The organism is Streptomyces sp. NPDC002793 (assembly GCF_040295485.1).
Classification (GTDB): domain Bacteria; phylum Actinomycetota; class Actinomycetes; order Streptomycetales; family Streptomycetaceae; genus Streptomyces.
This window is the reverse complement of sequence record NZ_JBEOVL010000017.1, coordinates 84759-109637: the sequence shown is the minus strand read 5'-3', so window position 1 is coordinate 109637 and position 24879 is coordinate 84759. Positions and strand designations below refer to the sequence as shown.

26 protein-coding genes are annotated in these 24879 nt (G+C 70.6%); 9 read left to right on the top strand and 17 right to left on the bottom strand.

What is annotated here, in order from left to right:
- Positions 1-73: 73 nt before the first annotated feature.
- The 5 genes from ABT001_RS18810 to ABT001_RS18790 all read right to left on the bottom strand — a co-directional run bounded on the left by ABT001_RS18810 (position 74) and on the right by ABT001_RS18790 (position 4603).
- Positions 74-1363: a DUF6986 family protein gene (locus ABT001_RS18810; RefSeq protein WP_351278547.1), complete on the bottom strand. Its 1290-nt coding sequence runs from the start codon at positions 1361-1363 to the stop codon at positions 74-76.
- Between the two features lie 170 nt (positions 1364-1533).
- On the bottom strand, positions 1534-2496 hold the full coding sequence (locus tag ABT001_RS18805; protein WP_351278544.1) for an electron transfer flavoprotein subunit alpha/FixB family protein: 963 nt from the start codon (positions 2494-2496) through the stop codon (positions 1534-1536).
- An 89-nt stretch (positions 2497-2585) separates the two neighbouring features.
- Positions 2586-3371: an electron transfer flavoprotein subunit beta/FixA family protein gene (locus ABT001_RS18800; RefSeq protein WP_351278543.1), complete on the bottom strand. Its 786-nt coding sequence runs from the start codon at positions 3369-3371 to the stop codon at positions 2586-2588.
- Positions 3372-3573: 202 nt separating this feature from the next.
- Positions 3574-4080 (bottom strand): flavin reductase family protein, encoded by a 507-nt coding sequence (locus ABT001_RS18795; RefSeq protein WP_351278540.1) that lies wholly within the window; start codon positions 4078-4080, stop codon positions 3574-3576.
- A 196-nt stretch (positions 4081-4276) separates the two neighbouring features.
- The gene (locus ABT001_RS18790; protein WP_351278538.1) at positions 4277-4603 is read right to left on the bottom strand and encodes a TlpA family protein disulfide reductase; all 327 of its coding nucleotides are present in this window, start codon (positions 4601-4603) and stop codon (positions 4277-4279) included.
- Positions 4604-4822: 219 nt separating this feature from the next.
- Here ABT001_RS18790 and ABT001_RS18785 point away from each other — a divergent pair, with 219 nt between their 5' ends.
- A complete protein-coding gene (locus ABT001_RS18785; protein ID WP_351278535.1) occupies positions 4823-5545 on the top strand; it encodes a lysophospholipid acyltransferase family protein in 723 nt (240 codons plus the stop codon).
- A 58-nt stretch (positions 5546-5603) separates the two neighbouring features.
- Here the strand turns inward: ABT001_RS18785 and ABT001_RS18780 are convergent, their stop codons facing one another.
- The 4 genes from ABT001_RS18780 to ABT001_RS18765 form a co-directional block, all read right to left on the bottom strand.
- Entirely contained in the window at positions 5604-6203 is a 600-nt protein-coding gene (locus ABT001_RS18780) for a transglutaminase-like domain-containing protein (RefSeq protein WP_351278533.1), read from the bottom strand.
- A gap of 72 nt (positions 6204-6275) precedes the next feature.
- Entirely contained in the window at positions 6276-7358 is a 1083-nt protein-coding gene (locus ABT001_RS18775; protein ID WP_351278531.1) for a threonine aldolase family protein, read from the bottom strand.
- Positions 7337-8101: an SDR family NAD(P)-dependent oxidoreductase gene (locus tag ABT001_RS18770; protein WP_351278529.1), complete on the bottom strand. Its 765-nt coding sequence runs from the start codon at positions 8099-8101 to the stop codon at positions 7337-7339. Before ABT001_RS18770 ends, ABT001_RS18775 begins: the two co-directional genes overlap by 22 nt.
- Before the next feature lie 26 nt (positions 8102-8127).
- Entirely contained in the window at positions 8128-9525 is a 1398-nt protein-coding gene (locus ABT001_RS18765; protein WP_351278527.1) for a DUF6421 family protein, read from the bottom strand.
- A 277-nt stretch (positions 9526-9802) separates the two neighbouring features.
- Here ABT001_RS18765 and ABT001_RS18760 point away from each other — a divergent pair, with 277 nt between their 5' ends.
- The gene (locus ABT001_RS18760) at positions 9803-10453 is read left to right on the top strand and encodes a glycerophosphodiester phosphodiesterase (RefSeq protein WP_351278525.1); all 651 of its coding nucleotides are present in this window, start codon (positions 9803-9805) and stop codon (positions 10451-10453) included.
- Positions 10454-10487: 34 nt separating this feature from the next.
- On the opposite strand, the gene ABT001_RS18755 is transcribed toward ABT001_RS18760, so the two are convergent.
- A complete protein-coding gene (locus ABT001_RS18755; RefSeq protein ID WP_351278523.1) occupies positions 10488-11036 on the bottom strand; it encodes a GNAT family N-acetyltransferase in 549 nt (182 codons plus the stop codon).
- Between the two features lie 176 nt (positions 11037-11212).
- Here ABT001_RS18755 and ABT001_RS18750 point away from each other — a divergent pair, with 176 nt between their 5' ends.
- From ABT001_RS18750 to ABT001_RS18735, 4 genes are all read left to right on the top strand, one after another.
- On the top strand, positions 11213-11776 hold the full coding sequence (locus ABT001_RS18750; protein WP_351278520.1) for a DUF5134 domain-containing protein: 564 nt from the start codon (positions 11213-11215) through the stop codon (positions 11774-11776).
- Positions 11777-11861: 85 nt separating this feature from the next.
- Positions 11862-12797: a M56 family metallopeptidase gene (locus ABT001_RS18745; RefSeq protein WP_351278517.1), complete on the top strand. Its 936-nt coding sequence runs from the start codon at positions 11862-11864 to the stop codon at positions 12795-12797.
- Between the two features lie 34 nt (positions 12798-12831).
- The gene (locus tag ABT001_RS18740) at positions 12832-13524 is read left to right on the top strand and encodes a phosphatase PAP2 family protein (protein ID WP_351278515.1); all 693 of its coding nucleotides are present in this window, start codon (positions 12832-12834) and stop codon (positions 13522-13524) included.
- Positions 13525-13604: 80 nt separating this feature from the next.
- Positions 13605-13784, top strand: coding sequence for a hypothetical protein (locus ABT001_RS18735; RefSeq protein ID WP_351278513.1), 180 nt, complete (start codon positions 13605-13607; stop codon positions 13782-13784).
- 173 nt (positions 13785-13957) lie between these two features.
- On the opposite strand, the gene ABT001_RS18730 is transcribed toward ABT001_RS18735, so the two are convergent.
- A complete protein-coding gene (locus ABT001_RS18730) occupies positions 13958-15448 on the bottom strand; it encodes an LVIVD repeat-containing protein (RefSeq protein ID WP_351278511.1) in 1491 nt (496 codons plus the stop codon).
- A 181-nt stretch (positions 15449-15629) separates the two neighbouring features.
- Here ABT001_RS18730 and ABT001_RS18725 point away from each other — a divergent pair, with 181 nt between their 5' ends.
- Both ABT001_RS18725 and ABT001_RS18720 read left to right on the top strand, forming a co-directional pair.
- Positions 15630-16295: a DUF305 domain-containing protein gene (locus ABT001_RS18725; protein WP_351278508.1), complete on the top strand. Its 666-nt coding sequence runs from the start codon at positions 15630-15632 to the stop codon at positions 16293-16295.
- A 77-nt stretch (positions 16296-16372) separates the two neighbouring features.
- Positions 16373-17755, top strand: a complete 1383-nt coding sequence (locus ABT001_RS18720) for an FAD-dependent oxidoreductase (protein ID WP_351278506.1) — start codon at positions 16373-16375, stop codon at positions 17753-17755.
- Positions 17756-17827: 72 nt separating this feature from the next.
- Here the strand turns inward: ABT001_RS18720 and ABT001_RS18715 are convergent, their stop codons facing one another.
- Complete coding sequence (locus ABT001_RS18715) at positions 17828-18436, bottom strand: TetR/AcrR family transcriptional regulator (RefSeq protein ID WP_351278503.1); 609 nt, start codon at positions 18434-18436, stop codon at positions 17828-17830.
- A gap of 93 nt (positions 18437-18529) precedes the next feature.
- Between ABT001_RS18715 and ABT001_RS18710 the strand changes: the two genes are divergently transcribed.
- Positions 18530-19279 (top strand): SDR family NAD(P)-dependent oxidoreductase, encoded by a 750-nt coding sequence (locus ABT001_RS18710; protein WP_351278500.1) that lies wholly within the window; start codon positions 18530-18532, stop codon positions 19277-19279.
- Positions 19280-19438: 159 nt separating this feature from the next.
- On the opposite strand, the gene ABT001_RS18705 is transcribed toward ABT001_RS18710, so the two are convergent.
- The 5 genes from ABT001_RS18705 to ABT001_RS18685 all read right to left on the bottom strand — a co-directional run bounded on the left by ABT001_RS18705 (position 19439) and on the right by ABT001_RS18685 (position 24862).
- Complete coding sequence (locus ABT001_RS18705) at positions 19439-19816, bottom strand: ArsR/SmtB family transcription factor (RefSeq protein WP_502967482.1); 378 nt, start codon at positions 19814-19816, stop codon at positions 19439-19441.
- Between the two features lie 21 nt (positions 19817-19837).
- Positions 19838-20566: a class I SAM-dependent methyltransferase gene (locus ABT001_RS18700; RefSeq protein WP_351278495.1), complete on the bottom strand. Its 729-nt coding sequence runs from the start codon at positions 20564-20566 to the stop codon at positions 19838-19840.
- A 29-nt stretch (positions 20567-20595) separates the two neighbouring features.
- Entirely contained in the window at positions 20596-21696 is a 1101-nt protein-coding gene (locus ABT001_RS18695; protein WP_351278492.1) for an NADH:flavin oxidoreductase/NADH oxidase, read from the bottom strand.
- Between the two features lie 140 nt (positions 21697-21836).
- Entirely contained in the window at positions 21837-22235 is a 399-nt protein-coding gene (locus tag ABT001_RS18690; protein WP_351278490.1) for a hypothetical protein, read from the bottom strand.
- Positions 22236-22459: 224 nt separating this feature from the next.
- Positions 22460-24862, bottom strand: a complete 2403-nt coding sequence (locus ABT001_RS18685) for a beta-xylosidase/alpha-l-arabinosidase (RefSeq protein WP_351278488.1) — start codon at positions 24860-24862, stop codon at positions 22460-22462.
- Positions 24863-24879 lie beyond the last annotated feature (17 nt).

Below are 24879 nucleotides of genomic sequence, written 5' to 3'. Positions count from 1 at the left end.
CGGGCCAGGCGGATCCGGGGCACGGTGCGGCGGTGAGGTGCCGCACCGTCCGCGCCGCGCTCGCCGCACCGGCTCACACCGTCGGGCCGCCCCGGCCCGGCGCGGCGAGGGCGTCCAGCTCCGGACGGCCGAGGCCGGTGAGCCCGGTGACCTCCGCCGTGTCCAGTGCGCCGCAGTCGATGCCACGGAGCAGGTAACCGCTGAGCGCCTTGGCGGTGGCGGGCTCGTCCATGACGTCACCGCCGGCCTTGGCCACGTAGGCGGCGAGCCTGGCCGCCGCCTGGCCGAGGCCCTCGCGGTAGAACGTGTAGACGGCCGCGTACCGGGTGGGCAGATGGCCCGGGTGCATGTCCCAGCCCTGGTAGTAGGCGCGGGCCAGCGCGCGGCGGGTGAGGCCGTGGTGCAGGCGCCAGGCGTCGTGGACCTGCTGGGCGGGGCCGACCGGCAGCACGTTCGTGGAGCCGTCGCAGACCCGCACGCCGGTACCGGCCGCCGCGACCTGCATGACGGCCTTGGCGTGGTCGGCGGCGGGATGGTCACTGGCCTGGTAGGCGGGGCTGACGCCCACGCAGGCGCTGTAGTCGAAGGTTCCGTAGTGCAGACCGCTCGCCCTGCCCCGGGCGGCGTCGATCATGCGGGCCACGGCGGCGGTGCCGTCCGCCGCCAGGATGGACTGGCTGGTCTCGATCTGGATCTCGAACCCGAGGCGCCCGGCGGGCAGTGCGTGGGCCTCCTCGAAGGCCTCGAGCAGGCGCACGAAAGCCGTGACCTGTTCGGGGTAGGTCACCTTGGGCAGCGTCAGGACGAGCCCGTCGGGCAGGCCACCGGCCCGCATCAGGCCGGTGAGGAAGATGTCCGTGGTGCGGATGCCCCGGTCACGTACGGCGGACTCCATGCACTTCATCCGGATGCCCATGTACGGAGCCGCGGTCCCGTCGGCGTACGCCTCTGCGACCAGACGCGCCGCGCGGGCGGCCGCCTCGTCCTCCTCGGCGTCGGGGCGGGGCCCGTAGCCGTCCTCGAAGTCGATGCGCAGGTCCTCGACCGGCTCGCGCTCCAGCTTGGCGCGTACGCGGTCGTGGACGGGCCCGGCGAGTTCCTGCGGGATGCCGAGGACCGTGGCGAGCGAGACGGCGTCGGGTGCGTGCTCGTCGAGCGCTGCCAGCGCCTGGTCACCCCAGGTGCGGACGGTCGTGGGGGTGAAGGAGTCCGCGGGCACGTAGACGGTGTGGACGGGCTGGCGCGTACCGGGGTCCCCTGGGTAACGGCGGGCGAGTTCGGCGTCCACCGATGCGAGGGAGGCGCCGATCTCCGCGCCGACCGTGCCGGTGAGGCTCGTCGCCACCTTCTCCTGCTGACCCATGGCCGTACCCTCCACTTGTTCAGGAATTCCGCTGACCGGAATGATTCATCCGCATGGTGAAGTTATAAGCCTCCCTGTTCCGCGTCAATGGTGATCGGAAACGGCCCGGGGCCGCGCGGTGCGAACACCACGCGGCCCCGGGCCGTCACACGGACAGAACTCCTGCGGGGTCAGCCCTTACGGGACTTGACCTCCTCGGTGAGCTGCGGGACGACGGCGAAGAGGTCACCGACGACGCCGTAGTCGACGAGGTCGAAGATCGGCGCCTCGGCGTCCTTGTTGACCGCGACGATGGTCTTCGAGGTCTGCATGCCGGCCCGGTGCTGGATCGCACCGGAGATGCCCGAGGCGATGTACAGCTGCGGGGACACGCTCTTGCCGGTCTGACCGACCTGGCTGGTGTGCGGGTACCAGCCGGCGTCGACCGCGGCACGCGAGGCACCGACAGCCGCACCGAGGGAGTCGGCGAGCGCCTCGATGATCGCGAAGTTCTCCGCGCCGTTGACACCACGGCCGCCGGAGACGACGATCGCGGCCTCGGTCAGCTCCGGACGCCCGGTCGACTCACGCGGAGTGCGCGAGAGGACCTTGGTGCCGGTGGCCGTGGCGGAGAAGGAGACCGTGAGGGCCTCGACGGCGCCCGCGGCCGGGGCGGCCTCGACGGCCACCGAGTTCGGCTTGACCGTGATGACCGGAGTGCCCTTGGAGACACGGGACTTGGTCGTGTACGAGGCGGCGAACGCCGACTGCGTGGCGACCGGACCCTCGGCGCCGGCCTCGACGTCGACGGCGTCGGTGATGATGCCGGAGCCGATGCGGAGCGCCAGGCGGGCCGCGATCTCCTTGGCCTCGGCCGAGGAGGGCAGCAGCACGGCAGCCGGGGACACGGCGTCGTAGGCGGCCTGGAGGGCATCCACCTTCGGTACGACGAGGTAGTCGGCGAACTCCGGCGCGTCGGCGGTCAGGACCTTGACCGCGCCGTGCTCGGCGAGTGCGGCGGCGGTGTCGGCGGCCCCGTTGCCGAGGGCGACGGCGACGGGCTCGCCGATGCGGCGGGCGAGCGTCAGCAGCTCCAGGGTGGGCTTGCGGACGGCACCGTCCACGTGGTCGACATAGACGAGAACTTCAGCCATGGGACTTCAATCTCCTGCGTGCGAGGGAGGGCGGGACGGGTGAGGGAGCAGCCGGGGCGCAGACGAACGTCTGGCCCGCAGGGCTGTGTCTAGATGAACTTCTGCTCCGCGAGGAAGGCGGCCAGCTGCTTGCCGCCCTCGCCCTCGTCCTTGACGATCGTGCCCGCCGTGCGGGCGGGACGCTCGGCCGCGGAGTCGACCGCGGTCCAGGAGCCACCCAGGCCGACCTCGTCCGCCTCGATCTCCAGGTCCTCCAGGTCCAGCGACTCCACCGGCTTCTTCTTCGCCGCCATGATGCCCTTGAACGACGGGTAGCGAGCCTCGCCCGACTGGTCGGTCACGGAGACCACGGCCGGCAGGGAGGCCTCGAGCTGCTCGCTCGCGGAGTCGCCGTCGCGACGTCCCTTCACGGTGTCGCCGTCGACCGAGACCTCGGAGAGCAGGGTGACCTGCGGGACGCCCAGGCGCTCCGCGAGCAGCGCCGGGAGCACACCCATGGTGCCGTCGGTCGACGCCATGCCGCAGATGACCAGGTCGTAACCGGTCTTCTCGACCGCCTTGGCCAGGACCAGGGAGGTGCCGATGACGTCGGTGCCGTGCAGGTCGTCGTCCTCGACGTGGACGGCCTTGTCGGCACCCATCGACAGCGCCTTGCGCAGCGCGTCCTTGGCGTCCTCGGGGCCCACCGTGAGCACGGTGATCTCCGCGTCGTCCGCCTCGTCGGCGATCTGCAGCGCCTGCTCGACCGCGTACTCGTCGAGCTCCGACAGCAGACCGTCGACGTCGTCACGGTCCAGGGTCAGGTCATCGGCGAAGTGCCGGTCGCCGGTGGCGTCGGGCACGTACTTCACACAGACAACGATCCTCAAGCTCACGCCGGCTCTCCTACTGCATCGTCATTTCTGGGCTGCCTTGTTGCACGCAGCATAGGCGCCTTATCGGGCGGATTCCGGTCGGGGGCGACCCGGCTCCCGGCGAAATATTACTCGCCAGTACACCCAGTACGTTACCCATAAGCAAGCGCTTGGAACTGTGACGTGGACAACCATGTCCGTTCCGTTGCCGCCCTGCTCCCGCTCAGTCTCGCAGAGCCGTGAAACCGCCCTGGTGGTAGACCAGCGGCCGACCGCCTCCCGAGGGGTCCCCGGCCACGACCTCGGCGATCACGATGCGGTGGTCCCCCGCCGGAACCCGGGCCACCACACGGCACACCAGCCACGCCACCACTCCCCCGAGCAGGGGCACACCCTCGGGCCCCGCACGCCAGTCGGTGGACGGCCCGAACCGGTCGGCGCCGCTGCGGGCGAACCTCGCGGCCAGCTCCCGCTGCCCCTCGCCGAGTATGTGGACACCGACGTGCTCCGCCTCCGAGACCACGGGCCAGCTGGAGGACGACGTGCCCACCCCGAAGGAGATGAGCGGCGGCTCGGCGGCGACGGAGTTGAGCGAGGTCGCGGTGAAACCGACGGGAGCCGCTCCGGCGGCGGTGATCACGGCGACTCCGGCGGCATGCTGCCGGAAGACGGAGCGGAGAAGTCCGGGAGCAGCCGTCCGGGAAGTACCGAGGTCGGGCGAGGCCGTCATGGGAAGATCCTTCTGCGAAGAGGCGTACGGGTCCGCTGGTTCGTCACGCACCCTGACAGCACGCGCTCGCGTGACGCGCGAGGTCGATGTGGACCCGGCCGAAGAGAAGGAGTGCTGGCGGCATAGCGTCAGAATGACGATGCGTGGTGTACACAGTCAAGTGCGTCCAGTCATGTGGGAGATGTGTCACGGCCCGTCACATCGCCTGCCCCAGCGCCGCTACGACATCCGCCGTGCGCGGCTGTCCCGCCGCCCGACGGATGATGCGGCCCGCCGCGTCGAGCACCAGCACCGTGGGGGTCCGGCTGATACCGAGGCTGCGCACGAGCGCCAGATGCTCCTCGGCGTCGATCTCGACGTGGGCCACGCCCTCGACCATGCCCGCCACCTCGGCGAGGGTGCGCCGGGTCGCACGACACGGCTGGCAGAACGCGGTGGAGAACTGGACCAGAGTGGCCCGATCCCCCAGTTCCACGCCGAGTTGGGCCGCGCCCAAAGTGCCGACGGCCGCCCGTCCATCCATCCGGTCCTCCCTCTCAGAGCTCTGCGCAAAGGGTCAGCGTCCTGCGACGGCATTACATTCCCGGAGGATTCACGTGACGAGAATCTCTCGTCCTGGGGCCTTTGGGGCTGGCCACGGCGTCGCGCATGGGGCACGATCGCCACAATGCCGAAAACCTACGGCTGCGTAACTTCCGCCGGGAGAACCCTCCCCAGGCATTGAAGAAGGGTCTTCATCCAGATGGCAGAACTCGTCTATCGGCCGGTCATCGGCGCCGCTCGCACGCTGTTCAAGGCGCTCGACCTGAAGATCGACACCCAGGGTTCGGAGCACATCCCGAAGACCGGTGGCGCGGTTCTGGTCAGCAATCACATCAGCTATCTGGACTTCATCTTCACCGGACTCGGCGCCCTGCCCCAGAAGCGGCTCGTCCGCTTCATGGCGAAGGAGTCGGTGTTCCGCCACAAGGTGTCCGGACCCCTGATGCGCGGCATGAAGCACATCCCCGTGGACCGCAACCAGGGCGAGGACGCCTACGCGCACGCGCTGGCGTCACTGCGCGCCGGCGAGATCGTGGGCGTGTTCCCCGAGGCGACCATCTCGCAGTCCTTCACCCTGAAGAGCTTCAAGTCGGGCGCCGCGCGACTGGCCCAGGAGGCCGGCGTACCGCTGATCCCGATGGCGCTCTGGGGCACCCAGCGACTGTGGACCAAGGGACGGCCGCGCAACTTCCGGCGCAGCCACACCCCGATCACCATCCGGGTGGGAGAGGCCGTGGAGGCCCCGGCCGACCAGTACGCGGGGGCGATCACCCGTCGGCTCCGTGAGCGCGTCCAGGAGCTCCTCGAGGCGGCACAGCGCGCCTATCCGGTGCGCCCCAGGGACGCGGCCGACACCTGGTGGGTCCCGTCCCACCTCGGCGGTACGGCCCCGACGCCCGCGGAGGCACGCGAGCTCGGCTGATCCGTCGTGGAGCGGAAGTGACGTCCCGCCGCCCGCCGCTCCGCGGCGGGCGGCGGCTTCACAGTGCGGACGGCAGGTTCCTGCCCAGTTCCGCTCCGTCGCGGTAGCTCCGCAGCGCGCGGAGAACGGTCGGGTGCGGTGCGGCGTAGACCTCCGGGTAGTCCATCTCGTCGAGCTCCGGCCGCGCCACCCAGGCCGGCCGTTCCGCACCCGCCGAGAACCGGGCATCGATCCCGCCCACGTTCCCCCGTGGATCCTGCCGGATCCACCTGTCCCACGCGGGGAGCCGTACCGCGACCAGGCCGTGCACGACGAGGCCCGTGCCGTCGCCCGCGGTCAGCCGCTGGTAACAGAGGCCGGCGTGGATGCCCGCTGCCCGCAGCAGGGCGGTCAGCGCATGGGCCTTGGCGTAGCAGATGCCGGTGCGCTCGGCGAGGACGTCGGAGGCGCGCCAGGTGACTCTCGGGTCCCCCACGTCCATCGAGTGAGGGATGGTGTCACGCACATATGTAAAGGCATCGGACGCGTATGTATATGCGTCAGCCGTTCCGGAGCCGAGGCGCTCGGCTGCCTCCCGCACGAGCGGGTGGTGATGGTCGATGACCTCGTCAGCGGCGAGGTAGGCCGAGAGTGCGGGGGCATGCTGGATCGGATTCATACCCACGGAGCGTAGCCAGGCGGCCGACCAGAGGCAATAGATTTCCGATCGACCGCATAGCCATGCACACCGTCACTCCCTGGCCATCTCCTCCTTGAGCGCCAGCACGAAGGCGTCCACGTCGTCCTCGCGGGTGTCGAACGCGCACATCCAGCGGACGTCTCCGGCCTTCTCGTCCCAGAAGTAGAACCGGAACCGCTTCTGCAGCCGCTCGGTCACCTCGTGCGGCAGCCGTGCGAAGACCGCGTTGGCCTGGACCGGGTGAAGGATCTCCACGCCGTCCACCGCGCGGACCCCGTCGGCGAGCCGCTGGGCCATGGCATTGGCATGGCGCGCGTTGCGCAGCCAGAGGTCACGTGCGAGCAGCGCCTCCAGCTGTACCGAGACGAAGCGCATTTTGGAGGCGAGTTGCATGGACAGCTTGCGCAGGTGCTTCATGGCCCGGACGGAATCCGGGTTCAGGACGACGACCGCCTCGCCGAACAACGCACCGTTCTTGGTGCCCCCGAACGAGAGGACGTCGACCCCGACCGTGTTGGTGAACGTACGCATGGGCACGTCCAGCGACGCGGCGGCGTTGGCGATCCGCGCCCCGTCCAGGTGGACCTTCATGCCCCGCTCGTGGGCGTGCTCGCAGATCGCGCGGATCTCGCCGGGGGTGTAGACCGTGCCCAGTTCGGTGTTCTGGGTGATCGACACGACCTGCGGCATCGCCCGGTGCTCGTCGTCCCAGCCGTACGCCTCGCGGTCGATGAGCTCCGGCGTGAGCTTGCCGTCCGGTGTCGGGACGGTGAGCAGTTTCAGTCCGCCCATCCGCTCCGGCGCGCCGCCCTCGTCCACGTTGATGTGGGCGGACTCGGCGCAGATCACCGCGCCCCAGCGGTCGGTCAGCGCCTGGAGGGCGACGACGTTGGCTCCGGTGCCGTTGAAGACCGGGAATGCCTCAGCGGTGGGACCGAAGTGGCTGTGCATGATCCGCTGGAGGTGTCCGGTGTAGTCGTCCTCGCCGTAGGCGACCTGGTGGCCGCCGTTGGCGAGGGCGAGCGCCGCGAGAACCTCGGGGTGCGCACCCGCGTAGTTGTCACTGGCGAAACCGCGTACCTGCGGGTCGTGATGACGTCGCGCATCGGTCCTTACGGTTGCGGGGTCAGCCACAGACGCTTTCCGTTCACTTCTCCGGCGGGCTCGTCCCAGACTCCGGCGATGGCCTCGGCCAGCTCCGTGACATCCGTGAAGCCCGCGAACTTCGCATTCGGGCGCTCGGCGCGCATCGCGTCGTGCACCAATGCCTTGACGACCAGGATCGCAGCCGCGGAAGTCGGTCCCGCGTCGCCCCCCGCCTTGCGGAAGGCGTCGGCCAGGGCGAGTGTCCAGGCCTCGGCCGCCGCCTTCGACGCGGAGTAGGCCGCGTTTCCGGCGGTGGGCCTGCTGGCACCGGCCGCACTGATCAGCACGTACCGGCCGCGGTCGCTGCGCTGGAGAACGTCCTGGAACGCGAGCGACGTCGACTGGACGGTACGGATCAGCAGCTTCTCCAGGAAGTCCCAGTCGGCGAGGCTGGTGTCCGCGAATCCGGAACCACCGCGCCAGCCGCCCACGAGGTGGACGAGGCCGTCGACGCGGCCGAATTCCTTCTCCGTCTTGGCGACCCAGTCCCGGGTGGCCGCCAGGTCGAGCAGATCGACCGTGTCCCCGGTGACCGTCGCCCCGCCGTGTGCGTACCGCGCGGCGTCGACGGCCTCCGCGAGACGCTCGGGATTGGCGTCGGAGGCGACCACGGTCGCGCCCGCCTCGGCGAGCCGGAGCAAGGTGGCGCGGCCCGCCGGCCCCGCCGCTCCGGCCACCGCGACCACCGCGCCCTCGAGCGCACCGCTGTCGGTCCTGCCTGTTCCGTTCATCGCCACCGTCTCCTCAGAACCCGCGCTCACGCTGCTGCCCGCCCGGCGTCCGCCGCGGTGATCCCCCGGGTCGAGGCGATCACATGCTTCAGCTTCTTCGACAGCGCCTCATAGAACATGCTCAGGGGAAACTCGTCCGGAAGCACGTCGTCGACGAGCTTCCGGGGCGGCTGAGTCACGTCCAGGGCGTCCGGACCCTTGGCCCAGCGGGATCCCGGGTGGGGGGCGAGATACGTCGCGACCAGGTCGTACGCCGCGAACCAGTGCACGAGCTTGGGGCGGTCGATGCCGTCACGGTAGAGCTTCTCGATCTCTCCGCAGAGCTGGTTGGTGACCTGCGGAGCACGGTCCCAGTCGATCTTCAGCGTGTTGTCGGTCCAACGGACCACGTCGTGCTTGTGGAGGTAGGCGAAGAGCAGCTGGCCACCGAGGCCGTCGTAGTTGCGCACGCGCTCGCCGGTGACGGGGAAACGGAACATCCGGTCGAAGAGCACCGCGAACTGGACGTCACGGCCCTGGCCGAAGCCGTCGGCCTCCAGCTTCACGGCCTCCTTGAAGGCTGTGAGGTCGCAGCGCAGCTCCTCCAGCCCGTACATCCAGAACGGCTGGCGCTGCTTGATCATGAAGGGGTCGAACGGGAGGTCACCGTGACTGTGGGTGCGGTCGTGGACCATGTCCCAGAGCACGAAGGCCTGCTCACAGCGCTTCTGGTCACCGATCATCTCGCGGATGTCGTCGGGCAGCTCCACGCCCAGCAGGTCGACGGACGCCTCGGTCACACGGCGGAAGCGCGCGGCCTCCCGGTCGCAGAAGATGCCGCCCCAGCTGAAGCGCTCCGGAGCCTCACGTACGGCGATGGTCTCGGGGAAGAGCACCGCGGAGTTGGTGTCGTAGCCCGCGGTGAAGTCCTCGAAGGTGATGCCGCAGAACAGCGGGTTGTCGTACCGCGTGGCCTCGAGGTCGGCGAGCCAATCGGGCCAGACCATGCGCAGCACGACGGCTTCGAGATTGCGGTCCGGATTGCCGTTCTGGGTGTACATCGCGAAGACCACCAGGTGCTGCAGGCCGTCCACGCGGTCCTTCGCCGGCTGGAAGGCGAGCAGGGAGTCGAGGAAGTCCGGGACTCCGAAGCCGTCCGCGGCCCAGCGGCGCAGGTCGGCGACGAGCGCGCGGTGGTAGACGTCGTCGTGCGGGAGCAGCGGGGAGAGCTGCTCGACCGCCGCGATCACACGTTCGATGACGGTTCCGGCCGTCTCGACGGAGGGCGCCCCGTCGGCCTCGAAGTCGATGGAGCCGTCCTTGGACTGCCAGGGACGGAGCTCTTCCACGGCACTCTTGAGCGCGGGCCAGGCCGGGTGCTCCACGACCCGCTGGGAAGCAGCTATCGCGCCGGTGGCGGTGGCATGCTCAAGAATTTCCGTCATAACACTTCCTTCACGGGAGAACCTCGCGTCAAGCAACCGTATCCATGTGCGGTTCCTGCGGACAAGTGGAGAGATGAAAATTATCCTGCCACCCCTCATCTTCACCGCTATTTTTCCTGCCACACATCCATGCGACAACTCCTTCCACCGGAGTCGACAGGCGGTGACCGTTCGGCGTGCGAGAACTGGTTCCCTGGTGCGGAAGCCGCACGGGGCGGACACGACGGACGGAAGCGGGAGTGCCTTGACTTTTCTCACCATCGGTCATCGCGGGGTCATGGGTGTCGAACCGGAGAACACGCTGCGCTCGTTCGCGCACGCGGAGCAGGCCGGCATGGACGCCGTCGAGCTGGATCTCCATCTGAGCAAGGACGGCGCACTCGCCGTGATGCATGACCCCGCCGTGGACCGCACGACGGACGGGCGGGGTCTGATCGCCGAGAAGACCATGGCGGAGCTCCGAGAGCTCGACGCCGGCCAGGGCGAACGGGTGCCCGTCTTCGAGGAGGTGCTCGACGCGATCGGCTCCCCGGTACAGGCCGAGATCAAGGACGTGGCGGCCGCGAGGGCACTGGCCGAGGTGATGCTGCGACGTGATCTGGCCGGCCGTGTCGAGGTGTCCTCGTTCCACGACGAGGCGGTCGCCGAGATCGCGCAGCTGGTCCCTGGCGTGCGGACGGTGCTCATCGCCAGCCGTTGGGAAGGTGACGTGGTGGAACGGGCGAAGGCCGTGGGTGCGGCGACGCTCGCGCTGAACATCCGCCGCCTCACCCTCGAGGTGGTCGAGCAGGCGCATGCGGAGGGCCTGAGGGTGATCGGCTGGGTGGTGAACACCCAGGACCATCTGCGCCTCGTCCGCGCGCTGGGGCTCGACGGCGCGACGACCGACTATCCGGAGATCCGGCGCGCGGGCCGCTTCACCGCCTGACCGCCGGATTCCGCCGGCCTGTCCCACCTGCGGGCTACAGCGCCTTGACCAGCAGCTCGAACGTGAGGTCGTCACGCTGCGGGATACCGAAGCGCTCGTCGCCGTACGGAAAGGGTGTCAGCTCTCCCGTACGGCGGTACCCCCGGCGCTCGTACCAGGCGATCAGCTCCTCGCGGACGGAGATCACCGTCATGTGCATCTCGCTCACGCCCCAGCTGTCGCGGGCCGTGCGCTCCGCCTCCGCGATGATCACTTTGCCGAGGCCCGCGCCCTGCAGATCCGGTCTGACCGCGAACATGCCGAAGTACGCGGCCTTCCCGCGGTGTTCGAGCTGGCAGCACGCGACCGGATCATCGCCCCGCTCGACGAGGAGGACCCGGCCGTGGGGGGCCGCGAGCACCTCGCGGACCCCGTCGGCGTCGGTGCGCTGCCCCTGGAGGATGTCCGCCTCCGTGGTCCATCCGGCACGGCTGGCGTCGCCCCGGTAGGCGGACTCGACGAGTCGCACCAGCACCGGCACATCGCCCTCCGTCGCGTCGCGGAAGGTCAGTTCTGCCCGTGCCGTGGCCGGTGCGATGTCCATGTGGCGTCTCCGGTGGTGCGCTGTCGACTGTGCTTTCCCGAGACTAACCCGGCCCCGACCAGCCTCCGCAGGCCCCCGGCGCGCTCCCCCCAGTACTCCAATGCGCCCCGGTAGGGGCGACAGGAACGGGGCATCGATGGGACGACACCGGCGTGATCCCAGGGGGGAGGTGCACCGTGCACGGACCGGCGCTGTCCGGCTGGCTGCTCATGGTGCTGTGCGGGGCCACGGGTGCCTACTGCCTGTTGCGGGCGCGCGACAGCACGGCGCGGGAACGCGGATCGGCGCGCGCCGAGGCTCTGATGGGGTTCGGGATGGCCGCGATGGCGATGCCCGCCGCCCTGTTCACACTCCCGGAACGGACGTGGGCGGTGTACGCGGCGGTATTCGGCGCCGCCTCGCTGCACGCCGTGGTGTGCGCCAGGCGTGGCGGCCATCATCTGCACCACCTGGTGGGTTCGCTGGCCATGGTCTACATGGCCGTGGCCATGGCGCCGGGGGGCGGCCACCCGGGCCACGGCGCGGGGGCCGCCGGATCCGGAGGCATCCCTGTGATCACGGGGGCCCTGCTCATCTACTACGCGCTCTACGTCCTGGGCTCGGCGGGGCAGCTCATACCTGCTCCCGCGCCGGCCGGCGGTGGCCTGACGGCCCCGGCCTGGGGTGCGCGGCCGGAGCTGGCCCTGGCGTGCAGGCTGACCATGGGCATAGCCATGTTCGCCATGCTGCTCACCCTGTGAGGCAGGGCCCTGCGGCCCGTGTCGTACGTCACTTGACGTGCGCGGCCATACCCCTGGACACCGCGGCACTCATAGGCTGACGCCCATGTTGGTCTCCCTCGCGCTCCTGCTGCTCGGTGCACTGGCCGCCGTCGTGGCCCCGGGCCTGATGGCCAGGGCCCGATGGCCTGAGCGTGAGCCCGTCGTGGCCCTGTGGGTGTGGCAGTGCGTGGTCGCGGGCGTCCTGTTGTCGTTCGGGCTCTCCATGACCTTCAGCGCGGCCGCCGCCTGGCAGGCGGTCCGCGGCCATGTCTTCGCACCCGCCCCGCACGCCGTGGTCGAGGCGTACGCCTTGGGCGCGTACGGCCCGTGGTCGGCGGTCATCGCGGTCCTGCTGGCACTCGGCGGCGTATGGACCGCCGCCATGCTCGTACGGGAGATCCACCGGGCCCGGGCCCGTCGCAGGCGGCGGCGCACCGAACTGCTGGTCCGTTCCCCGCTGATGCCCGGAGAGGAACCCGGCAGCGGACGCCTCGTCGTACTGGAGGGCGAACGGCCGGACGCGTGGTGGATGTCGGGGACGGCACCCCAACTGGTCATCACCACCGCGGCTCTCAACCGGCTGAAGGGCCGTCAGCTCGATGCCGTGCTGGCGCACGAGCAGGGCCACGCGCAGGCCCGCCACGACTGGCTCCTGCACTGCTCGGACGCACTCGCGACCGGGTTCCCCCAGGTACCAGTGTTCGCCGCGTTCCGCGACGAGATGCACCGTCTCGTCGAACTCGCCGCGGACGATGTGGCGTCACGGCGCTTCGGACGCCTCACGACCGCCCTCGCCCTGGTCGAACTCAACGAGGACCGCGGGGTGTTCGGTCCCGCACCGACCTCGGGCGCGCAGATGCCGCTGAGGGTGAACCGCCTTCTCACGCCGGTGGAACGGCTCACGGCCGGCCGCCGGCTGCGGCTGACCGCAGCCGCAGCGCTGGTGCCCGTGGTCCCCCTGCTGGTGGCCTTCGTACCGGGTCTGAGGGCACTGGGATAGCTTCTCGCACGGATCGTGCACGAGTATCGACCCCATGCACTCCCCTCCTTTCCCTCCCCGCACCCGAGTCCCCTTCCTGACCACCGGCCTCGTCTGCGCCGCCTTGTCCCTCGTCGTCCTCGTGCTGGTCGCGGTCCGCTGGCCGCCGCTGATCTCGCTGGACACCACGGTGGCCGACGGTCTGCACCGCAGGGCGGTGGACGAGCCGGGACTGGTCCGGGCCAGCCGGGTGCTGACGGACTGGGTGTGGGATCCCTGGACGATGCGCGTCCTGACCGCCGTGGTCGTGATCACGCTGTGGCGGCGAGGTGCGCGCCTGCTCGCGGGTTGGGTGGCGGCGACCAGCCTGGTCGGCACCCTGCTGCAGCAGGGGCTGAAGTGGGCCGTGGGCCGGGAACGCCCGCAGTGGCCCGACCCGGTGGACTCGGCGCACTACGCGGCCTTCCCCTCGGGACACGCCATGAGCGCGGCGGTGGCCTGCGGGCTCCTGATGTGGCTGCTACGCCTGCACGGCGTGGAGCCATCGGTGTGGTGGGGGTCACTGGCACTGGCCGCCGTCTCCGTGGCCGGTGTGTCCCTCACACGCGTCTACCTGGGTGTGCACTGGATGAGTGACGTACTGGGCGGGGTGCTGTCGGGGGCCGCCCTGGTCGCGTTGTCCGTAGCCGGATACACCACGTACACGGAACGGCGGGAAGCCGCCGGGCCCACCCACCGCGTTCCGTGAAGGATTCCGGCAGGGGGTGTGAGGGATATCCCTGTCCACGAAGGGGGCCGGGAGCCCGAAGGGGGTTTAGCTTGGTGGACATGTCCCCGTATCCGAACACGTCCGTCGCCGTGCGCCCCGCCTCTGTCGTCAACGCCGAGATCCGTGACCTGTGGCAGCGCTCGGGCGGACTGCTGTCCGCCGAGGACGAGACGGAGTACCAGCACCTGCTGGTGGAGTGGGCCACCGCCTCGGGTACCAGCGTCCGGCCGGCCGCCTGAGCGACCGGGCGGCACGTGACCCCGCGGCCTGATTCCGGCGATCCCCCGCATCGCCGGAACCAGGGGTCAAGCATGTCCCGGTGCCGCTCATGGGTCAATGAGATATGCGTGCCGCGCCGGGCGGACACCGCCCGGCGGGGCACTCGCGCTCATCTGCGGGAGGCGTGGACGGATCAGCGGCCGAAGTAGTCCGGCTGCGTCTGCACGTTGAGCTCCGGCAGCCGCACCTTCTTCGCCGGGTCGGTCCTCCGGTCGTTGAGCTTCAGGACGTCGAAGCCCTTGGCGATGTCGTTGGAGTAGATGTGGCCGTTGTAGTAGTACGCCGACCACGGGCCGGCCGTGGTGACCGCGTCCGTGGAGACCGGACCGCGCTCGAAGTACGCGATCTCCTCGGGCTTCGAGGAGTCGGTGAAGTCCCATACGGAGATACCGCCCTGGTACCAGGCCTGGACCATGAGGTCCTTGCCCTTGACCGGGATGATCGAGCCGTTGTGCGCGACGCACACCTCGGTGTCCGCCTGCGGACGGTCGATCTTGAAGTAGCTGCGGAAGACCAGCTTGCGGTGGTCCCCCCTGCCGGTGATGTCGTAGATGCCGTCGGCACCACGGGTCGGGCCGATCTCGTCGTTGCAGGTGGCCGCGCCACCGCCGCCGAGCTCGTCGGTGAAGACGACCTTGTCGGCGTCCTGGTTGAAGGTCGCCGAGTGCCAGAACGCGAAGTTCACGTTGTCCTGCACCCGGTCGATGATCTTCGGGTTCTCCGGGTCCTTGATGGAGAACAGCAGGCCGTCACCCATGCACGCCCCGGCTGCCAGGTCCTTCGACGGCAGGACGGTGATGTCGTGGCACCCGGTGGTCTTCGAGACGCCGGGATTGGCCGGCGCGCCCGGGTTGCCGCCGTCCGGGAAGAGCACCGGGAAGTTCACGATCCGGGAGTCCTCGGGCGCGCTGCGCGGCACCTTGATGACGGAGATCCCGTCGTGCGGCGGCCGGCAGTCCGGGAAGGTCTCGTTGGGCGAGTACGACGAGACGTACACGTACACGCTCTTGCGCTCGGGCACGATCGTGTGGGTGTGCGAACCGCAGGCGGTCTCGACGGCGGCGACGTACTTCGGGTTGCGCTTGTCGCTGATGTCGAAGACCTTCATGCCCTCCCAGGAGGACTTCTCCGTGGCCGGCTGGGTGGTGCTGGCACAGGAGTTGTCGCTGCGGGAGGAGTCGGTCGACAGGAAGAGGAGATTCCCGGAGACCGAGATGTCGTTCTGCGAACCGGGGCACAGGACCTGCGCGACGGTCCTCGGCTTCTTCGGGTTGCGGATGTCGAAGATCCGGAAGCCGTCGTAGTTCCCGGCGTAGGCGTAGGTGCCCTGGAACGCCAGGTCCGTGTTGTTCCCCTGGAGCGCGTCCTTGGGGACGTTCGCGAGGTGTTCGATGTTGGCGCTGTGGACGATCTCGTCCACGCCGGGTATCTCGCCGCTCTCGATCGCGGCCCGTGCTTCGGCCTGCTCGCTCGCGGAGACACCGCTGCGGGTGGTGGCGGTGTCGCCCGGGTCCGGTGTCGCGGCCGCGGGCCCGGCCGTGAACAGCGTCGCGATGAGCCCGGCCGCGGCTGCTGCCGCGCCCAGACGTCTGCGCCGCACGCTGGTGGTGTGCAACGAAGTCACTGTGTCCTCCCTTGTATCCGTTCGCCGACGAACGGTTCTTGGACCCCGGCAGTATCGTCCCTCGCATGTACACACCAACAGATGGCAACAGAGACGTAATAAAAGTTTTTGATCACGGCCCGGCGGAAGGTGTTAGGACGGTCTGCAACAGACTCATGTGGCAATGGAGGTCGCCGTGTTGATGCCCCGTCGAATTACACGCCTGCGCTCACCCGCCCTGACGGTGACGCTCCTGGCCGCAGTTCTCGCACTGGGCGGCTGCGACGACGGCAGCGGCAGCGGCAGCGGCGAAGCGTCTGGGGCGGACAAGGGCATGTCGGTCGTGGCGCCCGGGAAGCCCGGAGAACCGGCCAGGACGCTGTCGGCCGAGGAAGCGGCGGAAGCCGCCGGGGACGATACGCCCAACTCCGCCGACTTCCGGTACGCCCGCATGATGATCGAGCACCACGAACAAGCCCTGGTACTCACCGCGCTCGTCCCCGGACGGGCGTCCTCCCCGTCCGTCGAACGGCTCGCGCGACGCATTTCGGCATCCCAGAAGCCCGAGATCGGTGCCATGGAGGGCTGGCTGAAGAACAACGGCGGCGACGACCGCGAGGAGACGCACGACCACTCCGCGATGCCCGGCATGGCGACCGACGCGCAGATAGGGCGGCTGCGTGCCGCGCAGGGCAAGGCCTTCGACCGGCTGTTCCTCGAGCTGATGATCACCCACCACCAGGGTGCGGTCACCATGGCCACCGAGGCTCTCGCGGACGGCAACAACGTGCTGGTGGAGGAGATGGCCAACGACGTCGTCGCCCAGCAGACGGTGGAGATCGACCGGATGCGCGGCCTGATGGCCTGAAGGGTGCCGGGCCGCACCACTCCCCTCCTCCGCGTGGCGGTGCCATGCTGGAGGCATCGTCCGGGAGGAGGTGCGCCGTGCTCCGTGTCGCCGTCGTCGGTTCGGGCCCCAGCGGGGTCTACACGGCTCAGGCCCTGTTGCGGCAGACGCGGGTACCCGAGGTGCGGGTGCACGTGCTGGACCGGCTGCCCACGCCGTACGGACTGGTGCGCTACGGCGTGGCACCCGACCACGAGAAGATCAAGTCACTGCAGAGCAGCCTCCGGGCCGTCCTGGAGGACGAACGGATCACGTTCGTCGGACATGTCGAGGTGGGTGGCGCGGGTGGCCTGTCACCCGCCCGGCTGAAGGAGCTGTACCACGCGGTGGTCTACTGCGTCGGCGCGGCGGCCGACCGGCCGCTCGCCGTACCCGGTGAGGGGCTGCCGGGGAGTTTCTCCGCCACCGAATTCGTCTCCTGGTACAGCGCCCACCCCGACGCCGCCGTCGACGGCTTCCCTCTCCTGGCGCGTTCGGCCGTGGTGGTCGGGGTCGGCAACGTGGCGGTCGACGTGGCCCGGATCCTCGCCCGCGGCGCGGCCGAGCTGCGGGGCACGGACGTACCGCGGGCCGCCCTGGACGCACTGGGGGCGAGCCGGGTGCGTGAAGTGCACATCATCGGCAGGCGCGGCCCCTCGCAGGCCAGGTTCACCACCAAGGAACTGCGCGAGCTCGGCACGCTCCCCAGGGCGGGGGTCGTCGTCGACGGGACGGATCTCGCACTCGATCCGGCGTACGCGGGTACGGCGGAGGACCCTGGGGCGGCACTGCCCGCCGTGGTCCGGCGCAATCTGGACGTCCTGCGCGGGTGGGCGGCGGATCCGCCGTCCGGGGCCGCCGACCGCGAGCGCCGCATCCGGCTGCGGTTCTTCCTGCGCCCGGTGGAACTGCTGGAGAGGGACGGGCGGGTCGCGGGAGTGCGGTTCGCGCGGACGGCGCCTGACGGCGCCGGAGGCGTACGGGACACCGGGACGTACGAGGACATCGAGGCCCAGCTCGTCCTGCGGGCCGTGGGATACCGGGGGACGCCCCTGCCCGGCCTGCCCTTCGACCCGGTGCGCGGCACCGTGCCGCATCTGGCGGGGCGGGTGACCAGGGACGGAACCGTGTCGCCCGGCGAGTACGTGGCCGGGTGGATCAAGCGTGGTCCCACCGGGGTGATCGGCTCCAACAGATCGTGCGCCAAGGAGACGGTCGCCTCGCTCATCGAGGACGCGTCGCTGCTGGCCGGCCGGGAGGTGGCAACCGACCCCCTGGGTGCTCTGCGGGCTCAGGGGCTACGGCCGGTGGAATGGGACGGCTGGCTGGCCATCGAACGCGCGGAGACGGCACTCGGCCGCTCGCTCGGACGCGGGCGGGTGAAGATCCCCGACTGGTCGGGGCTGCTCGACGCGGCCCGTGGCGACAGCGTCAGGCGCTGACGGGCCGGTCCGGGGGTGAGCACCAGCCGGCCGTAGGCCGACGCGCCCCGGCATCAACCGTGGACCGGCCCGTCAGGCGGGGGGCCAGGCGTGGAGGGCGGCGTCCACGACCTGTTGGAGCTCGTCCCGGGTGGCGCCCATGGCCGCCTGGACCGCGACGCCGTTCGCCATGGTCATGAGGTAGCGGGCAAGAGTGTCCGGGTCGGCGTCGGCGGGCAGGTCGCCCTCGTCGATGGCGCGTCGGAAGCGGTCGTGAAGGTGTGCCCTGTTGTCGTTGCGCCACGCGGCGAGAGCGTCGCCGGCGCTCTGCCCGAGACGGCCCGCGGCCAGGAAGCCCTGGACGCCGAGGCATCCGGCCGGACAGCCGGCCCGGGTGGAGGCACGGACGGAGCCGGTGAGGTAGGCGGCGGCCACCTCCCGGGCGGTGGGCTCCCGCAGTGCGAGGGCGCTGTAGGAGGCAGGCCCTTCGGCGTAACGTTCCAGGGCCTTTCGGAAGAGGTCCTCCTTGTTGCCGAAGGCCGCGTACATGCTGGTCTTCGTGATTCCCATCGCGCGGGTCAGGTCGGTGAGGCTGACGGCGTCATAGCCGTGTTCCCAGAAGACGACCATGGCCCGTTGCAGGGCCTCGTCGGTGTCGAACCCTCGAGGCCGGCCGACCGGTGCCCTGTTCGTAGCTTCCACGCTCCAGATCATACCCCTTCTGTTCCGACCGGAACAGAAGTGCTACGGTCTCATTCTGTCCCGGTCGGAACAGAAATAGGGAGAGGCCACGTCATGGGAAAACTCGAAGGCAAGACGGCTGTCGTCACGGGCGGCGGGACGCGAGGCATCGGCCGAGCCACCGCCGCACGGCTGGCGGCGGAGGGAGCGCACGTGTTCATCACCGGCCGGCGCGAGGTCGAACTGAAGGAAGCGGTCGAGTCCATCGGCACCGCGGTCACCGCGGTGCCGGGTGACATCACGGACCCGGCCGATCTGGACCGGCTGTACGGCGCGGTGCGCGAGCGAGGGATGGGCCTTGACGTGCTGTTCGCCAACGCGGCCACCGCTTCGTTCGCGACGCTGGAGCAGACCACCGGCGAGGACTTCGACCGCATCTTCGAGGTCAACGTCAAGGGCACGTTCCTGACCGTGCGGAAGGCGCTGCCGCTCCTGAATGACGGCGCCTCGGTCATCCTGAACGCCTCCACGGCCGCCGACCACGGCACACCGGCGTTCGGTGCCTACGCGGCGTCCAAGGCCGCCGTCCGGTCTTTCGCGCGGACCTGGGCCAACGAACTCAGCAGCAGGGGCGTTCGCGTCAACGCGATCTCGCCCGGACCGATCGACACCTCCGGCATCACCGAACTCGTGGGTGAGGAAAACGCAGCCGCTTTCAAGGCGAAGCTCGGCGCCGAAGTCGCGATCGGCCGGATCGGGCGCCCGGAGGAGGTTGCGGCCGCCGTGGCCTTCCTCGCTTCGGCGGACAGCAGCTACATGATGGGCGCCAACCTGTACGTCGACGGCGGTGAGAACCAGATCTGAAAGCGTCGCACGGCCCGGTGACCGCCCAGCACGCCCTGCCGCGCGGACCCTGCGGGAAACCGGGCAGCGCCTGCGCTGCCGCCGCATCGTCCGCTCGCGCCGCTGACCGTCAGCCCGACTCGTGTCGGGAATCCTGGAGATTCCCGGTGGCCCAGGACGTCAGCCCTGGCCGAGGCGCTCGGCCTGCCGGTCCGCGCCGCCGAGCACGCTGTCCAGGAGGCCCGGGAAGAGTGCGTCCAGGTCCTCCGCCCGCACACAGCTCAGCTTCGCGGTACCGCGGTAGAACTGGCTGATGACGCCGCTCTCGCGGAGCACCCTGAAGTGGTGGGTGGTGGTGGACTTGGAGACCGGGAGATCGAATTGGGAACAGGCCTGGTCGTCGGTCGCCCCTGCCAGCTGGCGAACGATCCGGAGCCTGATCGGGTCGGAGAGCGCGTGGAGCACGCCCTCTACGCGGATCTCCTCCCGCGAGGGGTGGGCGAGCACGCGCGTGGCGTTCGTCGTCACAATGGCTCCACTTCGTAAAGGGTCCTTCATCGTACGAGAGTCGTCGTAGTTCTATCCACGGAACGCCGTCACGAGCCGGACGCGGGGGCTGCCGTCCGGTCTCCGGCCGAACTCCTCCAACGGCCGCAGCCGCACCGTGAATCCGGTCCGTACGAGGTCGTCCACCACCCCCGCGAGCGGGAACGTGCGGTAGTACATGACGAAGGGCGGGCGCCACAGCAGATTGCGCGCCCGCATGGCCAGGTCGAAGCCGAGCAGCGACCAGTAGGCCCGGGACCCCACTGCGGGCGGGGCGCCCACCGGGAAGACGAACAGCCCGCCGGGCCGCAGCGCCGCGTGCACCTGGTCGAACAGTGCGGGGCGTTCCTCCGGCAGGAAATGGCCGAACGCCCCGAAACTCAGGGCCAGGTCGAAGGCGTGCGCGAACGGCAGCGCGCGGGCGTCGGCCCGGACCCAGTCGACCGCCGGCCCTCCGGCGCTCCCGGCGTCCGCCGCCCGGGCGACGTCCAGCATGCCGGCACTGAAGTCGACACCGGTGACCCGCTCCTGGCACAACGTCCGCAACACACCCACGCCCGCTCCGGTGCCGCAGCAGACGTCCAGGCCCCGGCCGAACGGCCCGAGGGGCCGTACCGCGTCGGCGACGGCTTCGAGTACCCGGTCCGGGGTCCGGTAGGGAGTCAGGTCGAACTTCGGGGCGAGCAGGTCGTATCCGCGCATCGTCGAGGAGAGCGCCTGTACGGCCAGTTCGCGCAACGTGGGGCCCTGGGGAGTGAACATCGCCGCTCAGCGTACCCACGGACGCGGCGTCACACCGCGTACCCGTACTGCTCGGGCACGTGGACGTCGCCGCCGAGCGCCCGTGCGGCGTTGCGGGCGAAGTAGGGGTCGCGCAGCAGTTCCCGGCCCAGAAGGACCGCGTCGGCGCTGCCGTCGGCGAGTACCTTCTCGGCCTGCACGGGGTCCGTGATGAGCCCCACCGCTGCCACCGGGAGGCCGGTCTCCTTGCGTACCCGCTCGGCGAAGGGCACCTGATAGCCGGGCTCCACGGGGATCCGCGCCTTCGGCGCCAGGCCGCCGGTCGAGACGTCCAACAGGTCGACGCCGTGCGCGAGCAGCTCGCGGGCGAAGCGGACGGTGTCGTCCGCGGTCCAGCCCTCGCGCGGGTCGTCCGCGTTCTCGGTCAGCCAGTCGGTGGCGGAGACGCGGAAGAACAGCGGGAGCTCCTCGGGCCAGACGGCGCGCACGGCGTCCACGACCTCCAGTGCGAAGCGTGTGCGGTTCTCGAAGGAGCCGCCGTAGGCGTCGGTGCGGTGGTTGCTGTGCGGGGACAGGAACTCACCTATCAGATAGCCGTGTGCTCCGTGGATCTCGGCGACCTCAAAGCCCGCGTCGAGCGCCCGACGGGCGGCGTCGGCGAACTGCCGCACGACCTGCTGGATGTCCTCGACGCTCAGCTCGGAGGGCACCGTGTGCGCCTCGTCGTACGCGAGAGGGCTCGGGGCGACCGGCGTCCAGCCCTCGGCGTCGGCGACGCCGATGGGTGCACCGCCGAGCCAGGGGCGGTCGGTCGACGCCTTCCGTCCGGCGTGGGCGAGCTGGATTCCGGGCACCGTCCCCTGGCCGGCCAGGAAGCCGGTGAGGTCGCGGAACGCCTCCACCTGGCGGTCGTTCCAGATACCGAGGTCCGCGGGACTGATCCGGCCCTCCGGGCTGACGGCGGTGGCCTCGACCAGGACGAGGCCGGTGCCGCCGACGGCGCGGGCGCCGTAGTGGACGTGGTGCAACGCGTTGACCGTGCCCGCGTCGGGGCCGGACACCTCCGCGCTGTACTGGCACATCGGGGCCATCCACAGCCGGTTGGGAATGGTCAGCGAACGCAGGGTGAAGGGCTCGAACAGTGCACTCACAGGGGACTCCGGATTCTCGGGACGCGACGGCCCGGGCGCGCCGGACCGTCTGTTCGTTCGAGATTCACCGTACTACGACTCTCGTCGTACTACGACTTTCGCCGTACTACGAGATGTGACGTACCACGAGGCGCGCCGCGCTACGCCGACCGGCGGCGCCGGAGCCGGATGCCTGCTTCGGCGTCGTACGTCTGGGTCCAGCTGCGCCCAGCTCCAGAGGTCCACGTCACCCGGACCTCGGCCCCGTCCGTCCTGGCGGCCTCCACCGTCATGCGCCGGTCCCCGTCCCGCACGTCTCCACGCAACAGCTCCCGCGCCTTGACGGTGACGGGCTCCACCGCACGCGCGTCCTCCGCCTCGGCGGCCGCCGCGACGAGTACCGCCGCCAGCGCCCTGGCGGCGGCCGGGGAACAGGACCAGGAAACGCGCGACGAGCGGCCCTCGATCCGGATTCCTACCCGAAGCGGCCCGTCCGTGGCCCCAGGGGCCACCTCCAGCCTCGCGCCCCGCCCCTCGGTGTCCGAGATCTCGATGCTCATCCCTGCCGCCTTCCTCGTCCCGCTCCGGCCGGTGGGCCCGGACATCCGGGTCCGCCGCCGCCGACGTCCATCACGAGGTACTGGAGTACCACGGCCGGGTCGGCCTTCCAGAATTCCAGCACGTGGACGGGGACCGCATAGGCGGCCTTCGAAAGTTTCGACGCGGTCTCCGCACCCCTGGGAGGGTGTGCGGAGACCGCGCGGAGGGGCGTGAGCCCTCGTACTCAGTCCTGCGCGACCAGCGCGTCGACCGAGGTGGCGCAGACCATGCGGCGGCCGTGGTCGACGACGCGCTCGGCTCCGGTGAGACGCAGCCGTACGGTGTGCTTCACGTCGGCCGCATCGCTGGACGTGGCGAAACGGAGCTCCAGGTCACCTGGTTCGACGATCCGGAACCCTCCGGTCCCGGTGAAGGAGACCAGGTCCGGGTGGAAGCGGAAACTGACCTTCCGGGACTCCCCCGCGGCGAGCGGCACCCGGGCGTATCCGATCAGCCGGGCCTCGGGTCGGGTGATCTGGGCGACCGGGTCATGGACGTAGAGCTGGACCACTTCGGCCCCGTCACGGTCGCCCGTGTTGCGGACCGTGATCTCGAGGTCCGTCTCGCCGTCGGTGGGGAGCTCGGCCGGCACGTCGGCACCCGGCTCCCAGCCGAACGAGGTGTACGAGAGTCCGTGGCCGAAGGGGTAGAGCGGGGTCGGGTCCAGACTGCTGACCCCGTTGGCCCGGCCCAGCGGCGGCTGCAGGTACGTCCACGGCTGGCCACCGGGGTCGCTGGGCACGCTCACGGGCAGACGCCCCGAGGGGTTGATCCGCCCCGAGAGCACACCCGCGAGCGCCGGACCGCCCTCCTCGCCGGGGAAGAACGCCTGCACGCAACCGGCCAGCCGGTCCGCCCATCCGCCGAGCGCATACGTGCGCCCCGTCAGCAGCACCAGGACGACGGGCGTGCCGGTAGCGAGCAACGCGTCCAGCAGCTCGCCCTGGAGACCTGGCAGCGCCAGGTCGGTCGCGTCACAGCCCTCTCCGGATGTGCCGCGGCCGAAGAGTCCGGCCCGGTCACCGAGCACGGCCACACAGACGTCCGCCCCGGCCGCGAGGGCGGTGGCCTCCTGGATCCGGGAGGCGTCCGTACCGTCCACCTCGCAGCCCTGCGCGTGGTCGACGTCCGCGTCCGGGAACTCCCCGCGCAACGCCTCCAGCAGGGTCGGCACCTCGATGCCCATGGGCGCCTCGGGGTGCTGGACCCCGACGTGGCTCGGGAAGGAGTAGCAGCCGAGCATGGCCAGGGGGTCGTCGGCGCGTGGGCCGACGACGGCGATCCGCCCGGTGCCCCGCAACGGCAGCGTTCCCCCCGCGTCCGCCAGCAGGACGCAGGACCGCTCGGCGAGCTCCCGGGCCAGAGCCCTGTTCCGCGGCGGATCGAGGTCCACCGTGCCGCGTGCCCGCTCCGGGTCCACCCCGTCCAGCGCGTCGGGGAGGGCGGGCCGGTCCGGGTCGAGCAGGCCCAGCTCGCACTTCTGCAGCAAAACCCGGCGCAGGGCGCGGTCCACCAGCTCCTCGGCCACCGCACCGTCGCGCACGGCGGCGACGAGCGCGTCGCCGTAACTGCGTACGGTGGGCAGTTCCACGTCGACGCCGGCGGTGAGGGCCAGCCGCGCGGCGTCACCGCGCCCGGCGGCGACCTTGTGCAGCGTCTCCAGGAAACCGACGCCGAAGTAATCGGCGACCACCGTTCCGCCGAACCCCCAGGCGTCCCGGAGCAGCCCGGTGAGCAGGGCCGGGTCGGCGGCGGCGGGCAGACCGTCGATCTCGGCGTACGAGTGCATCACCGACCGGGCTCCACCTTCGCGGATCGCCATCTCGAACGGCGGCAGGATCACGTCCGCCATCTCGCGTGCGCCCGCCCGCACCGGGGCGAGGTTACGGGCGCCCGCCGACGCGGAGTAGCCCGCGAAGTGCTTGAGGGTGGCGACGATCCCGGACGACTCCAGGCCCCGGACGTAGGCCGTACCGATGGTCGCGACGAGGTAGGGATCCTCCCCGATGGTCTCCTCCACGCGGCCCCAGCGCAGATCCCGCACCACGTCCAGGACCGGGGCGAGGCCCTGATGGACCCCGACCGACCGCATGTCTGTGCCGATCCGGTGGGCCATCTCGGCGACCAGCTCCGGGTCCCAGGCCGCTCCCCAGGCCAGGGGAACCGGATACGCGGTCGCGCCCCAGGCGGTGAAGCCGGCCAGACACTCCTCGTGGGCGAGGGCCGGGATGCCGAACCTGCCCGCCTCGGAGATCCTGCCCTGGGCCGTGGCCAGCGCGACGGCGCCGACGCCCGGGTCGACCGGGGCGGTGCCGAACGGGCGGGTGAGCTGGCCGAGTCCGCGCGTGGTGATGTCCTCGAAGTCGACCGGGTCGACCATGTCGTTCTGGTGCGGGGCGACTCCGTCGCCCTCCGCGTCGGCGCCCACCCAGATCCCGTAGAGCTGGGCGGTCTTCTCCTCCAGTGTCATCCGGGCCGTCAGATCGGCGACCCGCTCCTCGGGGCTCAGCGAAGGGTCGCGCCAGGGGCCGTCGACGGCGGGGGGCGGATCGGCCTGGCGGGTGTGCGGGACGGGGTGGATTGCCATGGCGGCAGGGGTTCCTC

Excerpts from the sequence above, each read along its gene's own strand:
- ABT001_RS18810 (WP_351278547.1), bottom strand. The coding sequence starts at position 1,363 with ATGGGTCAGCAGGAGAAGGTGGCGACGAGCCTCACCGGCACGGTCGGC.
- ABT001_RS18805 (WP_351278544.1), bottom strand. The coding sequence starts at position 2,496 with ATGGCTGAAGTTCTCGTCTATGTCGACCACGTGGACGGTGCCGTCCGC.
- ABT001_RS18795 (WP_351278540.1), bottom strand. The coding sequence starts at position 4,080 with ATGACGGCCTCGCCCGACCTCGGTACTTCCCGGACGGCTGCTCCCGGA.
- ABT001_RS18790 (WP_351278538.1), bottom strand. The coding sequence starts at position 4,603 with ATGGATGGACGGGCGGCCGTCGGCACTTTGGGCGCGGCCCAACTCGGC.
- ABT001_RS18785 (WP_351278535.1), top strand. The coding sequence starts at position 4,823 with ATGGCAGAACTCGTCTATCGGCCGGTCATCGGCGCCGCTCGCACGCTG.
- ABT001_RS18780 (WP_351278533.1), bottom strand. The coding sequence starts at position 6,203 with ATGAATCCGATCCAGCATGCCCCCGCACTCTCGGCCTACCTCGCCGCT.
- ABT001_RS18770 (WP_351278529.1), bottom strand. The coding sequence starts at position 8,101 with ATGAACGGAACAGGCAGGACCGACAGCGGTGCGCTCGAGGGCGCGGTG.
- ABT001_RS18765 (WP_351278527.1), bottom strand. The coding sequence starts at position 9,525 with ATGACGGAAATTCTTGAGCATGCCACCGCCACCGGCGCGATAGCTGCT.
- ABT001_RS18760 (WP_351278525.1), top strand. The coding sequence starts at position 9,803 with ATGGGTGTCGAACCGGAGAACACGCTGCGCTCGTTCGCGCACGCGGAG.
- ABT001_RS18755 (WP_351278523.1), bottom strand. The coding sequence starts at position 11,036 with ATGGACATCGCACCGGCCACGGCACGGGCAGAACTGACCTTCCGCGAC.
- ABT001_RS18745 (WP_351278517.1), top strand. The coding sequence starts at position 11,862 with ATGTTGGTCTCCCTCGCGCTCCTGCTGCTCGGTGCACTGGCCGCCGTC.
- ABT001_RS18740 (WP_351278515.1), top strand. The coding sequence starts at position 12,832 with ATGCACTCCCCTCCTTTCCCTCCCCGCACCCGAGTCCCCTTCCTGACC.
- ABT001_RS18735 (WP_351278513.1), top strand. The coding sequence starts at position 13,605 with ATGTCCCCGTATCCGAACACGTCCGTCGCCGTGCGCCCCGCCTCTGTC.
- ABT001_RS18725 (WP_351278508.1), top strand. The coding sequence starts at position 15,630 with ATGCCCCGTCGAATTACACGCCTGCGCTCACCCGCCCTGACGGTGACG.
- ABT001_RS18710 (WP_351278500.1), top strand. The coding sequence starts at position 18,530 with ATGGGAAAACTCGAAGGCAAGACGGCTGTCGTCACGGGCGGCGGGACG.
- ABT001_RS18705 (WP_502967482.1), bottom strand. The coding sequence starts at position 19,816 with ATGAAGGACCCTTTACGAAGTGGAGCCATTGTGACGACGAACGCCACG.
- ABT001_RS18700 (WP_351278495.1), bottom strand. The coding sequence starts at position 20,566 with ATGTTCACTCCCCAGGGCCCCACGTTGCGCGAACTGGCCGTACAGGCG.
- ABT001_RS18690 (WP_351278490.1), bottom strand. The coding sequence starts at position 22,235 with ATGAGCATCGAGATCTCGGACACCGAGGGGCGGGGCGCGAGGCTGGAG.
- ABT001_RS18685 (WP_351278488.1), bottom strand. The coding sequence starts at position 24,862 with ATGGCAATCCACCCCGTCCCGCACACCCGCCAGGCCGATCCGCCCCCC.